Consider the following 14,103-nt stretch of genomic DNA (forward strand, 5'->3'; position numbering starts at 1 on the left):
AATCAGCTTCGAGGGCACGGCCGTCGTCAAATCAGCTGCTTTCAAAACGTATTCTTTCAAAGTCGTGAGCCACACCCGGCTTGCGGCGCCAAAGGGCTCGTACAAGAGATCACAAATTTTAGCACGCGCCCTCCCGCAGAACCGGTCAAAAGCCCTCCGCCAACCTTAACCCCTTTGGTCGACATGGAAACTCCCGCCGTAACCGTAGCATCCCCTGGTGCAGACAAAGACGCGCCGTTGAAAGAAGACATCCGCCTGCTCGGCCGCCTGCTGGGCGACGTGCTGCGCGACCAGGAAGGCGACACCGTCTTCGACGTGGTCGAAACCATCCGCCAGACTGCCGTGCGGTTCCGCCGCGACGCCGATCCGAAGGCGGCCGAGGAGCTGAACGCGCTGCTGCACAAGCTGACCCGTGACCAGACCATTTCGGTGGTCCGCGCCTTTTCCTACTTCTCGCACCTGGCCAATATCGCGGAAGACCAGCACCACATCCGCCGCCGCCGCGCCCACCTGATCGCCGGTTCGGCGCCGCAGGAAGGCAGCGTCGGCTTCGCGCTGGCGCGCCTCAACCAGGCCGGCATCGACCAGGCCACCGTCGAAGGCTTCCTGCGCGACGCGCTGATCTCGCCGGTGCTGACCGCGCACCCGACCGAAGTGCAGCGCAAGAGCATCCTCGACGCCGAGCACGACATCGCGCGCCTGATGGCCGAACGCGACCTGCCGCTCACGCCCAAGGAAAAGGTGCGCAACCTGCAGTTGCTGAACGCGCGCATCGCGACGCTGTGGCAGACCCGCATGCTGCGCTACACCAAGCTGACCGTGGCGGACGAGATCGAGAACGCGCTGTCCTACTACCAGACCACCTTCCTGACCGAGCTGCCGGCCCTGTACGACGACGTCGAGCAGGAGATCGGCGCGCAGTACCGCGGCCGCGCCGCCGCGCTCGACGACAGCGCCTTCATGCAGATGGGCAGCTGGATCGGCGGCGACCGCGACGGCAACCCCAACGTCAACGCGGACACCATGCGCCGCGCGCTGGTGCGCCAGTCGACCACCATCCTCGGCTACTACCTGGAGCAGGTGCACCTGCTGGGCGCCGAACTGTCGACCTCCACGCTGATGGTCGAAGCCAGCCCCGAGCTGCAGGCCCTGGCCGATGCCTCGCCCGACCACTCGCCGCACCGCGCCGACGAACCGTACCGCCGCGCCCTGATCGGCATCTACGCGCGCCTGGCCGCTACCTCCCGCGAACTGGGCAGCACCGACATCCTGCGCAAGGAAGTCGGCCACGCCGAGCGCTACCAGGACGCGCGCGAGTTCCGCGCCGAGCTCAAGATCGTCGCCGACTCGCTCACCGCCAACCACGGCGCCATGCTGGTCGCGCCGCGCCTGGCCGGCCTGATTCGCGCCGCGCGCATCTTCGGCTTCCACCTCGCTTCGCTCGACATGCGCCAGAGTTCGGACGTGCACGAGCGCGTGCTGGCCGAACTGCTTGAACGCGCCGGCGTCGAAGCCGACTACGCGAGCCTGGACGAAGCGGCCAAGGTCAAGCTGCTGCTGGCCGAACTGGCGCAGCCGCGCCTGCTCCTGTCGCCGTACGAGACCTATTCCGACGAAGCCAATACGGAGCTGGACGTGTTCCGCGCGGCGCGCGAGATCCGCGCCCGCTACGGCAAGCGCGCGATCCGCAACTACATCATCTCGCACACCGAGACCGTGTCCGACCTGCTGGAAGTGATGCTGCTGCAGAAGGAGACCGGCCTGTTCCGCGCCGGCAGCGGCGAATCGGACGTGATGGTGATCCCGCTGTTCGAGACCATCCCCGACCTGCAGCGCGCGTCCGAGATCATGGGCGAATGGATGGCGTTGCCGGTGGTGGCCAAGGTCATCGAGCAGCGCGGCCGGATCCAGGAAGTCATGCTGGGCTACTCGGATTCGAACAAGGACGGCGGCTTCCTGACCTCGAACTGGGAGCTGTACCAGGCCGAGATCGCGCTGGTGAAGGTGTTCGAGAAGGCCGGCGTGAAGATCCGCCTGTTCCACGGCCGCGGCGGCACCGTGGGCCGTGGCGGCGGCCCGAGCTACCAGGCGATCCTGGCGCAGCCGCCGGGCACCGTCAATGGCCAGATCCGCCTGACCGAACAGGGCGAGATCATCGCGTCCAAGTTCTCCAACGCCGAAATCGGCCGCCGCAACCTCGAGCTGCTGGTCGCGGCGACGCTGGAAGCGGGCCTGATGCCGACGCCAGGCGAGGGCGAGAAGGCCGACCGCATCCGCCAGTACGAAGCGGTGATGGCCGACCTGTCGGAACGCGCGTACAAGGCCTATCGCAACCTGGTGTACGAAACCCCGGGCTTCGCCGACTACTTCTTCGCGGCGACGCCGATCCGGGAAATCGCGGAACTCAACCTCGGTTCGCGCCCTGCTTCGCGCAAGGCCACCAACCGCATCGAGGACCTGCGTGCGATTCCCTGGGGCTTCTCGTGGGGCCAGTGCCGCCTGCTGCTGCCGGGCTGGTACGGCTTCGGCTCGGCCATCAGCGGCTGGCTCGAGGAAGGCGACCGCGAAGCGAAGCTGGAAACGCTGCGCGCGATGCACCGCGAGTGGCCGTTCTTCGCGACGCTGCTGTCGAACATGGACATGGTGCTGGCCAAGACCGACCTGCCGATCGCCTCGCGCTATGCCAAGCTGGTGCCGGACGTCGAGCTGCGCGAGCGGATCTTCAAACGCATCTCGGACGAGTATGCGGGCACGCTGCGCTGCCTGGCATCGGTCACCGGCACCGCCGAACGGCTGGCCTCCAACCCGTTGCTGGCGCGCTCGATCCAGAACCGGTTTGCGTATCTCGATCCGCTGAACCACTTGCAGGTGGAGCTGATCCACCGGCACCGGGCGCTGTCGAAGGAGGCGGATAATGTGGATCCACGGGTGCACCGCGGTATTCAGCTGAGTATCAATGGCGTGGCGGCGGGCTTGCGCAATACGGGCTGACCCGAAGCCTCAATACCGTCGTCTTCGCGCAGCGGGAGCATTGATCCGCCTTCGCGGGGACGACGTTATTTTATCTTTGCGGTAGTTCCCGGCATGTCGACCAAAGAAAGCGGCGCCGACGAGACAATTTGAGGAATTTCTGCCAGCTTTCGAACGCTACAATCGCTTGATTGACTTTCATCTTTCAAGATATGTATCGTTCGCTTCGCACCTGCGCGGCCGCCTGCCTGGCCGCCCTTTTCCTGAATGCCTGTGGCGGCGGTGGCGGCAGTGGCGCCGCCCCGGTCTCGCCGCCGCCTCCGGTGGTCGTCGATCCGCCACCGCCAACCCTGCTGCACGCCGAGTTGGTCGCCGGCCAGCCCAACACGCCGCCGCGCTATGCCAACGGCACGCTGGCCACCGCAGGCTTCAACAACCCCGCGCAACTGGCCTTCGACAAGGACGGCAACCTGTACGTCAGCGACGCGGACTACGTGGTCCGCAAGATCACGCCGTCCGGGCAGGTGTCGCTGCTGGCCGGTAGCGCCGGACATGCTGCCGCCGTCGATGGCAATACCACGAACGCATCGTTCATGCCGATCACCGGCATGGCGATCGACGCCGGCGGCAACGTGTACGTGTCAAGCGCCACCACAATACGCAAGATCACCCCGGCCGGGGTGGTGCTGACCTTCGCCGGCACGCAGTGGGCGATGGGCACGCAGGACGGGCCAGGTTCGCAGGCCGGCTTCTGGTCGATCCAGGGCATGACCATCGACGCTGCCGGCAACCTGTACGTGGCCGACTATGGCCTGCGCCGCGTGAGCCCCTCGGGCAATGTGGAGACGATCAAGCTCGAGCAATATCCGACCGAGCTGCGCGCGGTGGCGCTCGATCCTCGTGGCGGCATCACCGTCACCGATGGCAAGCAGCTGCTGCGCTACGACATGGCGGGCAAGCTGCTCCAAGCGATCGACATGACCGACCGGACCGATGTCGCGCCCGGCACCGAGACCCAGCAGCACTACACCCGGATCAACGCCATCGCCTATACCGCGGACGGCACGCTGTACGCCGTCGACACGGTGGACTACGCCTCCGCCAGCGTGGCCATCCGCATGGTCGACCCGTCGGGCAAGGTGACCACCCTGCACTCGCGGCTCCTGCCCGCCGGCTTGGCGAACGGGCCGATCGCCGCGGCGCACCTCGGCAACGCCGCCCCGGGCGGCAATGGCCTGCTGGTCGACAAGACCGGCAACCTGCTGCTGGCCGACGCCAGCAATCACGCGATCCGCAAGATCAGCCCCGGCCTGCAGGTAAGCACTTTTGCGGGCGGCTGGGCGCCGCCGCCAGGGTTCGCCGACGGGATCGGCGCCACCGCCGCTTTCGGTAGCATCGCAGGCTTTGGTACCGACAAGGCCGGCAACTACTACGTCGCCGACCGCGGCAATTGCGAGATCCGGAAGATCAGCCCCGCTCACGAGGTGACCACGCTGGCAGGCATTGCACTGTGCGGCAGCATCTATATGGACGGGGTCGGCGACAAGGCGCGCTTCCAGGCGATTACGGCGATGACCCAGGCCGCGGATGGCTCGCTGTACGTCACCGAAAAGACGACGGTGCGCAAGGTCGCGCTGGACGGCACCGTCAGCACGATCGCGGGAACTCTTGGCACCTACCAGAAGCAGGACGGGACCGGCTCGCAGGCAAGCTTCCAGAACCTGAACAGTATCGCGGTGGCGCCTGATGGCACGCTGCTGGTCAGCGACGGGGCCCAGGCGCTCAACGGCTGCAACTTCGATCTCGATAATGCGCCGACGTCGCTGCGTGCGATCACAACCCAGGGTGCGGCTGTGGTCACCACGCTTCCCGGAACCGAGTGGCTGTGCGGCCAGCGCGCCACCGCCCCGGCTGTGTGGTCGGCGAGCGACCTCGCCTTCGACGGCGCGGGCAAGCTGTATCTGGTCAGCGGAGGCTACCTCGGCAAGCGCACGCCGGACGGCACCGCGACTTGGCTGCTCGACAGCCAAGGCGCGAAGATCGCCGCGAACGAGGTGGTGGTGGATGATTCGGGCACCGTGTTCTTCGTGTATGACGGCGCGGTGTTCAAGTACGGGGCCGATCACGCCGTGACGAAGGTGCTGGCGCCGACCATCAGCGGGGCGCCGATTCCGATTACGCCGGATGTCGCGGTGGCCAGGGTGTCGGCGCTCACGTACATCGGGAACCACAAATTCGTGGCGAGCTTTGATCAGCAGGTGGTGGTGGTGACGCTCAAATAGCGCTCAGCCACCCACCGAAAAACCGTCGTTCCCGGCACTGCCGGAAACGACGTTTTTTGGGTTGGTGGTGATACAAAAAACGCGCCGACCCTTGCGGGTGGCGCGTTTTCTGTTGAGCGATGTAGCTTACTGGTGCTGCAGGAAGGTCTTCAGCTTGTCCGAGCGCGAAGGCTGGCGCAGCTTGCTCATCGCCTTGGCTTCGATCTGGCGGATTCGCTCGCGGGTCACGTCGAACTGCTTGCCCACCTCTTCCAGCGTGTGGTCGTTCGACATCTCCACGCCGTAGCGCATGCGCAGCACCTTCGCTTCGCGCGGGGTCAGCGAATCGAGCACCTCGGCGATCACATTGCGCATCGAGGCATGCATCGCGGCTTCCAGCGGCGCCAGGGTCGCAGTGTCCTCGATGAAGTCGCCCAGCTGCGAATCGCCGTCCTCGCCCATCGGCGTTTCCATCGAAATCGGCTCCTTGGCAATCTTCATGATCTCGCGCACCTTCGATTCCGGCATCTCCATCTTCTGCGCGAGCGTCGCCATATCCGGCTCGGTGCCGGTCTCCTGCATGATCTGGCGCGAGATGCGGTTCATCTTGTTGATGGTCTCGATCATGTGCACCGGCACGCGGATGGTACGGGCCATATCCGCGATCGAACGCGTGATCGCCTGGCGGATCCACCAGGTCGCGTAGGTCGAGAACTTGTAGCCGCGGCGGTATTCGAACTTGTCCACCGCCTTCAGCAGGCCGATATTCCCTTCCTGGATCAGGTCGAGGAACTGCAGGCCGCGGTTGATGTACTTCTTCGCGATCGAGATCACCAGGCGCAGGTTCGCCACCGTCATTTCGCGCTTGGCCTGGCGCGCGCGCTTCTCGCCGGCCGCCATCTGCTTGTTAATCTTGCGCAGGTCGGCCAGGGGCAGCGCCACGCGGGCCTGCAGGTCGATCATGCGCTGCTGCAATTCCTTGATCGCCGGGAGGTTGCGCGACAGGACCGCGCTGTACGGGTAGGCGCAATCGACTTCGCGGTCGCCCCATTCCAGGTCGGTCTCGTTGCCCGGGAAGACCTTGATGAAGTGCGCGCGCGGCATGCCGCAACGGTTCACGCAAATGTCCAGCACCGCGCGCTCGACGCTGCGCACTTCGTCCATCTGGCCGCGCAGGGTGTCGCACAGCTTCTCGACCACCTTGGCGGTGAAGCGCATGCCCAGCAGCTCGTTGGAAATGGTCTCCTGCGCCTTGACATAGGCCGCCGAGCCGTAGCCGACGGTCTTGAAGGCGTGGCCCATCTTGTCGAACTGCTTCTCGATCAGCGCGAACTTCTCCAGCGCGCCCTTCTTCAGCTGCGCCAGCTGCTCGGCGGTGTAGCCGGCGGCGCCGCCGGCGTTGCCTTCTTCCTCGTCCTCGCCATCGTCGAGGTCTTCCTCGTCCTCGTCATCCGAGCTGGCCGCCACCGGCGCGGCCGTTAACTCGTTCTGGTCGACGAAACCGTCCACCACTTCGTCGATCTTGGCTTCGTCGCTGGCGATCTTGTGCGACAGCGCGATGATTTCGGAGATCGTCACCGGGCAGGCCGAAATCGCCTGCACCATGTCCTTCAGGCCGTCCTCGATGCGCTTGGCGATCTCGATCTCGCCTTCGCGCGTCAGCAGCGCCACCGCGCCCATCTCGCGCATGTACATGCGGACCGGGTCGGTGGTGCGGCCGAATTCGGAGTCGACGGTCGACAGCGCGGTGGCCGCGGCAGCTTCGACTTCCTCGTCGCTGGTGGCGGTCGGCACGTTGTCCGACAGGAGCATCATCTCGGCTTCCGGCGCGCGCTCGTAGATCGCGATGCCCATGTCGTTGAAGGTCGCGATGATGCCCTCGATCGCTTCCGGATCGATGATGTTCTCGGGCAGGTGGTCGTTGATCTCGGCGTGGGTCAGGTAGCCGCGCTCCTTGCCCAGGTTGATCAGCGCCTTGATCTGGGCGCGGCGCTTTTCCAGATCGGCTTCACTGGTGCCGGCGTCGCCGTGGATCAGGCTGGCCAGGTTGCCCTTCATCTTGCGCTCACGGATGCGCGAGGCGACCTTCATCTCGGCGCGCTCGACCGCGTTCAGGGCGGCGATCTCGTCGTTTTCCGGCACGAATTCGCTCGGCTTGCGGCCACGGCGGCCCGGCACCTTCACGCCCGGCAGCACGTAGCCCGAAGTGTCGATCGCGGCCAGCGCGCTGGCGTCGGTGGTGGTGCTGACGGTGCCGGTGGCCGCGGCCGCCGGTGCAGCGGCGCCCCGCACGGTGCGGGCGCGCGCCGGCTTGGCCGCTTCAGCGGATGCGTCCGCCCCGGCCCCGGCTTGCTCCGCAGCCTGCGCGGCCTTCACTGCGGCCAGGCGCGACACGCGCTTCTTGACCACCACCGGCGCCGCAGCTTCCGCGGCCACGACCGCTTCGGGGGCCGCTTCGACCGCTTCGACTGGCACCGACGCCTCGGCCTGCTGTTCCGCCTGCGCTGCCTTGGCCGCGGCCAGGCGCGAACGCGTCTTTACCACGGTGACTTTGGCCGCGGCATCGGTTTCAAGCTGGTACGAGGTCGCGGTTTTCGGCACCGCCAGCGGGGCAGCGGCCTTGGCGGCCGGCTTCTTCGCCGTCAGTGTCAACGTCTTGGCAGGGTTTTTCATCATCACTCTCCAATCGCGGCGAGATGCGCGCCAGCGAGGTCAATAATCGACCTGAGCCGCAGCCGCGACTCGGTGCATAGGTTGGTTCAGGGGCAGCGCCCTAATTAGGGACGGACAGGCCGCAAATCAAGCAATTCCGCTCCTTGTCCAGGGAAGTTTCCTGGCGGGTGGGCGTGGCGGAGGCGTGCTGTGATCGAGGTTGCGGTGTGCATGTCGGAACGAAAAAAAGCCCGTCGATAACAAACGGGCTTGAATCTATTTTCTCAAGGAAGATAGAGGAGACAAACAGCATTATGCCGCATGGCAAGATTTTGCGATAATTGATAGTTCCGATAACGGATATCACTGCATCGCATAGCTGGGGCTGCTCGCCTTCCCTATCCCGTCTGCGCTGGCGCAAGCCGAGCGCAAGGCAAGCGGCGGATCATACACGATTTCGCCGCCGGCCGCTGCCGGGATGCCGTTTGCAACCAGCGGTTGGCGTCCGCCCGCAACCAGCTGTAGGCGCGCGGCCCTGCCACTTGAGCCAGCCGCCATGCTATCCTTCGCTTTCCAGTTCTTACAATGAAGTCAATGAATACCAATAGCACCGCCGCCGCATCCCAGGAACCGCAAACCGCCGCGCCCGCAGCCACGCCGGCACCAGCCCAGCCCGAGGCGGCGGGGCAAGCGCCGCAACTGTCGCCACGCGCCCTGCTCAAGCAGTTGCAACAAGATTTCACCGCATTCAAGCAGTGCTTGCCACTGGCCATCGGCGTCGACAAGCAGCTGCTGGCCCGCATGCCCGGCCTGAACCGCAAGGTGATGCGCGCCGCGCTCGGCATCCACACCGGCTCGCTGCGCTACCTGAAGGCCATGGAAAAAGCCACGGTCCGCTACGACCTCGACGGCCAGCCAGGCGAGGAAGTGACCGATACCCACCGCGCCCACGCCCGCGAACAACTGCAACAGCGCTTCAAGAAAGAAGCCGAGCGCAAACGCGCCGAACGCCAGGCCGCCGAGGCCGAGGAAGCGGCACGCAAGCGCCAGGAAAAGCTGCAGGCCCTCGCCTCCAAGTTCTCGTCGCGCCACTGACCGGCGCATGAGCGATTCGCACGACGAGCTGCTGCCGCCTTACGACGGCATCAAGCTGGACGATGTGCGCCTGGTGAAAACCGCGGCGGACGCGCAGCAGGCGCTGGCCGCGCTGTCCGCCAGCGACGTCATCGGCTTTGACACCGAATCCAAGCCGACGTTCACCAAAGGCGAAGTGTCGACCGGGCCGCACCTCGTGCAACTGGCCACTGACGATACCGCCTACCTGTTCCAGATCGGCCGGCCGGATGCGCTGGCGCCGCTGCGCGAGACTTTGCGCGCGGTGCTGGAGTCGCCCGCGATCCTGAAGGTCGGCTTCGGTCTCTCGGACGACCTGAGCCGGGTCCGGTCCAAGCTCGGCATCGATCCACAAAACGTGCTCGACCTGTCGACCGCGCTGCGCATCGACAAGAAGCACACCCTGGGCGCGAAGGCCGCCGTGGCGCGCTACTTCGGCCAGGAAATGCAGAAGTCCAAGCGCATCACGACCACCAACTGGGCCCAGCCGGTGCTGACCGAAAGGCAGATCCTGTACGCGGCCGACGACGCCCACGTGGCGCTGCGCATCTACCGCCGTGCCAGCGAGCTGAAGGGCTGACCTGCGGCCTGGGGAGGCGTGGTGGGTGGGCTGCCAAAACCCGTTCTCCCGATAAGGCCACATCTGGCGCGCTTCCGCTCGATTCGCAGACTCAGTTGCACGATTCACGGTCGAATCCAGTCGATTGGCGGTCGATTCCTACCGCTTTGCGCTCGATAAAGGCCGATTCGCGCTCGATTTCAGGCGCGCACGGCCACAATCTGAAATCGAGCGAGTTTCGCGATTAATCGACCACGCTTCGTAAAGAACCGAGCGCATATCGTCAAGATTCGAGCATGCATCGAGCATGCTCGAACAGGTATCGCACCTTATCGACTTAATCTGACGATATCGTGCGCACCGCGGAAAAAAGTCCCCACACCCCACCGCCCCGCCGGTCCCGCCCTGTGATCACTCTGGCAATGTATGATGTGCTCTGGACCCGCTTCCAAAGCCACGCATGCGCCTGTTCGCCCACACCGCTGTCGCCGTATCGCTGTCCCTGTCCGCCACCGCCCAGGCTGCGTCCGACGCCGTCCCCGACACCCTGGCCCAGCGCCTGACGGCCTGCACCTCCTGCCACGCCCGCAAGGATCCGCAGGGCGTGCCCGGCACCGACCGCTACTTCCCGCGCATCGCCGGCAAGCCCGCCGGTTATCTGTACAACCAGTTGATCAATTTCCGGGAGGGGCGCCGCCAGTACCCGCTGATGACCTATATGGTCGATCACCTGCCCGACGCCTACCTGCACGACATCGCCGACTACTTCTCGAACGAACACCTGCCCTACCCGCCGCCCGCCGCGTCCGACGCCGCGCCGGCGGTGCTCGAACGCGGCCGCCAGCTCGCGACCAAGGGCGATGCCACGCTCAAGGTCCCGGCCTGCATGGCCTGCCACGGCGAGCGCCTGACCGGTGTCGCGCCCGCGATCCCCGGCCTGGCCGGCCTGCCGCGCGACTACATCAACGCCCAGTTCGGCGCGTGGCGCAACAAGACGCGCAAGGCGCAGGCGCCGGACTGCATGGCCGCCATCGCCGCCCGACTGTCGCTGGCCGACGTGGCGGCCGTATCGAGCTGGCTGGCCGCGCAGCCGGTGCCGCCAGACGCCAGCCCGGCCACCTCGATCGCGCGCCCGCTGCCGCTGGCCTGCGGCAGCATGCCGGAGGCGGCCCGATGAATAAGTTTTTCTATCTCATCGCGCTCGTGGCCGCCCTGCTCGGCGCCGCCGTCTACCATGCCTGGCCGCGCGACCAGATGGTGGCCGGCACGCCAGCCGGGTGGGCCGCCACGCCAGCCAACATCGAGCGCGGCGCCTACCTCGCGCGCGCCGGCGACTGCATGGCCTGCCACACCGTGCGCGGCGGCGCCCCGTTCGCCGGCGGCCGCACCCTCGACACGCCGTTCGGCCGCGTGGTCTCGCCCAACATCACGCCCGACGCGGCGACCGGCATCGGCAACTGGAGCGCCGACGATTTCTGGAACGCCCTCCACAACGGCAAGGCGCCCGGCGGCCGCCTGCTGTACCCGGCCTTCCCCTACCCGAACTACACCAAGGTCACGCGCCCCGACAGCGACGCCTTGTACGCCTACCTGCGCAACATCGCGCCGCAGCGCCAGCCCAGCCAGCCGCACGGCCTGCGCTTCCCCTACAACCAGCAAGTCGCGCTGGCGGCCTGGCGCCTGCTCTACTTCAAGCCGGGCGTGCATGAACCGGATCCGAAGAAGCCGGCCGAATGGAACCGCGGCGCCTACCTGGTCGAGGGACTGGGCCATTGCAGCGCATGCCACAGCAGCCGCAACAGCCTGGGCGCGAGCGAAGCCGGCCTGTCCGGCGGCCTGATCCCGCAGATCGGCTGGTACGCGCCCTCGCTCACCGCCGACAACGAAGCGGGCCTGGGCAGCTGGGACCGCACCCACATCGTGCAGCTGCTGCGCACCGGCGTGGCGCCGCGCGCGACCGTGTTCGGGCCGATGGCGGAAGTGGTGTCGCGCAGCCTACAGCACCTGTCCGAGCCGGACCTGGACGCGATGGCGCTCTACTTGCAATCGCTGCCCGCCACGCCGGCCGCGCCGCAGGAACTGCCGCCGCCACCGCAGCTGGAACCCGTGCTGCGCCAGGGCGAGGCGCTGTACAAGGAGCACTGCGCCGACTGCCACGGCGCCGGCGGCCAGGGCAAGGGCGGGGTCTATCCGCCGCTGGCCGGCAACCGCGCGCTGACCATGCGCGAGCCGGTCAACGCGATCCGCATTGTCCTGAATGGTGGATTTGCGCCCGGCACCGCGGGCAATCCGCGGCCCTTCGGCATGCCGCCCTACGGCCCGGTGCTGTCGGATGGAGAGGTGGCGGCGGTGGTCACTTTTCTCCGCGCCAGCTGGGGCAACCGCGCCGCGCCGGTGACGTCGGCCGAAGTGAACCGCTACCGCACGGTGCCGCTCGATTAAGCGTTAACTTACACACGTCGTCCCGGCGAAGGCCGAGATCCATAGAACGTTTGCGACGTCCGGAAATCAGCATGGGTCCCCGCCTGCGCGGGGACGACGTTGCAACGGTTATCGGCTGATCAGATCATCTCGGCGAAGCCGATACGGTCGGTGGTGGCCGCACGCGCCGCGTCCACGCTGACCTTGTGCGAGGCCAGGAACTGCTCCAGCATCGAATTCATGGTGTGGCTGTTCGGGACCCGGCCCGCGTTCAGGTGCTCGCGCACCGCACCGAGGTCGCCCTGCTCCAGCATGCGCGCCACCGCCGGCTCCATGGTCAGGCACTCGGTCGCCAGGTGGTAGCGGTTGCCTTCGCTCGAGGGCAGCAGCGCCTGGCACAGCACGCCGCGCAGCGCGTGCGCCAGCGCCTGGGTCTGGGCGCCGTCGTTGCCGAGCAGGCGCATCATCTTCTGCAGCCCCAGCTCGGTCGAGCGCGCATGCAGCGAGGCCAGCACCAGCGGACCGGATTCGGCCAGCGCCAGCGCCTCCTGCGCGGTCTGGGCGTCGCGGATCTCGCCGATCACGATCACGTCCGGGCGCTCGCGCAGCGCGTCCAGCGCGCCCAGGTAGTAGCTCTCCACGTCCGCATCCACGCCCACCTCGCGCTGGGTGACAATGCAGCGGCGCTGCGGGATCAGGGTCTCGACCGGATCCTCGATGGTGATGATGTGGCCCGAGCGGTGGCGGTTGATCTCGTCCAGGATCGAGGCGATGGTGGTCGACTTGCCCTGGCAGGTGTCGCCGATGATCAGCACCAGACCGTTGGTCAGGCAAGCGAACTCCTGCTCGTCGGCGTGCAGGCCCAGCTCCGGCAGCGGCAGCGGCTCCTTGGGGAAGCGCCGGATCACGCAGCCAAGCCGCTTCTTGCCCTGGAAGCTGAAACAGTTGGCGCGGATGCGCGCGGTATGCAGGTCGATCGAGCGGTCGAAGGCGCGCTCCAGGATGCGTTCGGCCCAGTTCGGCTCGATCACCTCGAAGAATTCCTCCAGCTCCTCGCGCGTGATCGGCGAATCGGTCACCGCCACCAGGCCCTTCGGCTGGCGCAGCATCAGCGGGCTGTTCTGGTGGATGATGATGTCCGAGAACACCAGCCGCGAGTTCAGCAGGTGCAGGATCTGCTCGACCAGGGTGCCGAACACCGGATGGTCCTCGTTCTCGATATAGGTGAGAGTGGGAATCTGCGAGGACTGTTGGAATTCCATGGCGCGGGCGGGCGTGGGTGAGCGATTGCAGGATTATAAAACCAGCGCCAGCGGAATCTTGCATCTTTGAAAGAAAAATGTTCGGCGTGACATCTTCACAACGAGCATTGCTGTGATTGCAAAGCGGACCCGGGAGTGGCAGGATATTTACAAACCATTCCTGGAAGAGACGATCATGCGCTACCTGCTCCCTTTCCTGGCCGCTCTCCTGCTGCCGGGCGCGGCTGCGGCCGCCGACAGCTTCCTGGCCCGGTGTGACCGCGAAATGGCGCCGGTGCTGGAAGTGAAGGCGGAAGAGGCCGAGTTCGACTTGTCCAGCTCGGTGTCGAGCAAGGTGCTCAACACCAGGGGCAGCTACGCCAGCGCCAACCAGCTCACGATGGGCCTGACCTCGGGCACCAACCGCACCGAGATCACGATCGACGCCCCGGGCCTGCGCGACACCGCCACCGGGCGCGAATGCGTGTCGCCGCACATCTACGTCGACATGGCCTACAAGCCGCTGCAGGTGTTCGTGGCGCGCGAATTCCACCAGCAGTCCTGCGCCTACCGGACCGTCTACGAGCACGAGATGCGCCACGTGCAAATCTACCGCGACAACCTGCCGGTGCTGGAGCGGAAGGTGCGCGAGGCGCTGCAACAGCGCTACGGCACCCATGCGCTCATCATCCCGGCCGGCGCCCCGGCCAATGCCGGCATCGACCAGCTGCAGAAGGACGTCGACACCTGGCTGCGCCCCTATATCAGGGAACTGCTGGCCGACGTCGAGCACCAGCAGACCCTGCTCGACACCCCGGAAGAAGTGTTCCGCCTGTCGCACGCCTGCCTGGGCGAGATCGAAAAGGCGATGGGCAGCAGTTTCTGA

At 66.4% G+C, this 14,103-nt stretch carries 9 protein-coding genes; 7 read left to right on the top strand and 2 right to left on the bottom strand.

Annotated features, from left to right (window positions below; translation table 11 throughout):
- Positions 1-183 precede the first annotated feature (183 nt).
- Together ppc and NX778_RS19040 are read left to right on the top strand one after the other, a co-directional pair.
- Positions 184-2,991: a phosphoenolpyruvate carboxylase gene (ppc, locus tag NX778_RS19035; RefSeq protein WP_258813361.1), complete on the top strand. Its 2,808-nt coding sequence runs from the start codon at positions 184-186 to the stop codon at positions 2,989-2,991.
- A 191-nt stretch (positions 2,992-3,182) separates the two neighbouring features.
- A complete protein-coding gene (locus NX778_RS19040) occupies positions 3,183-5,252 on the top strand; it encodes an NHL repeat-containing protein (RefSeq protein ID WP_258813362.1) in 2,070 nt (689 codons plus the stop codon).
- A 126-nt stretch (positions 5,253-5,378) separates the two neighbouring features.
- Here the strand turns inward: NX778_RS19040 and rpoD are convergent, their stop codons facing one another.
- A complete protein-coding gene (rpoD, locus tag NX778_RS19045) occupies positions 5,379-7,904 on the bottom strand; it encodes an RNA polymerase sigma factor RpoD (protein WP_258813465.1) in 2,526 nt (841 codons plus the stop codon).
- 573 nt (positions 7,905-8,477) lie between these two features.
- On the opposite strand from rpoD, the gene NX778_RS19050 reads away from it, so the two are divergent.
- The 4 genes from NX778_RS19050 to NX778_RS19065 all read left to right on the top strand — a co-directional run bounded on the left by NX778_RS19050 (position 8,478) and on the right by NX778_RS19065 (position 11,997).
- On the top strand, positions 8,478-8,978 hold the full coding sequence (locus tag NX778_RS19050; RefSeq protein WP_258813363.1) for a ProQ/FINO family protein: 501 nt from the start codon (positions 8,478-8,480) through the stop codon (positions 8,976-8,978).
- A 7-nt stretch (positions 8,979-8,985) separates the two neighbouring features.
- Positions 8,986-9,576 (top strand): 3'-5' exonuclease, encoded by a 591-nt coding sequence (locus tag NX778_RS19055; RefSeq protein ID WP_258813364.1) that lies wholly within the window; start codon positions 8,986-8,988, stop codon positions 9,574-9,576.
- A gap of 439 nt (positions 9,577-10,015) precedes the next feature.
- A complete protein-coding gene (locus tag NX778_RS19060; RefSeq protein WP_258813365.1) occupies positions 10,016-10,732 on the top strand; it encodes a c-type cytochrome in 717 nt (238 codons plus the stop codon).
- Positions 10,729-11,997, top strand: a complete 1,269-nt coding sequence (locus tag NX778_RS19065) for a cytochrome c (RefSeq protein WP_258813366.1) — start codon at positions 10,729-10,731, stop codon at positions 11,995-11,997. The genes NX778_RS19060 and NX778_RS19065 overlap by 4 nt, the downstream gene beginning before the upstream one ends.
- Positions 11,998-12,116: 119 nt before the next feature.
- Here the strand turns inward: NX778_RS19065 and NX778_RS19070 are convergent, their stop codons facing one another.
- Complete coding sequence (locus NX778_RS19070; protein WP_258813367.1) at positions 12,117-13,238, bottom strand: type IV pilus twitching motility protein PilT; 1,122 nt, start codon at positions 13,236-13,238, stop codon at positions 12,117-12,119.
- Positions 13,239-13,413: 175 nt separating this feature from the next.
- Here NX778_RS19070 and NX778_RS19075 point away from each other — a divergent pair, with 175 nt between their 5' ends.
- Positions 13,414-14,103, top strand: a complete 690-nt coding sequence (locus tag NX778_RS19075) for a hypothetical protein (protein ID WP_258813368.1) — start codon at positions 13,414-13,416, stop codon at positions 14,101-14,103.

Origin of the sequence: Massilia terrae (assembly GCF_024753145.1) — a bacterium.
GTDB lineage: Bacteria > Pseudomonadota > Gammaproteobacteria > Burkholderiales > Burkholderiaceae_D > Telluria > Telluria terrae.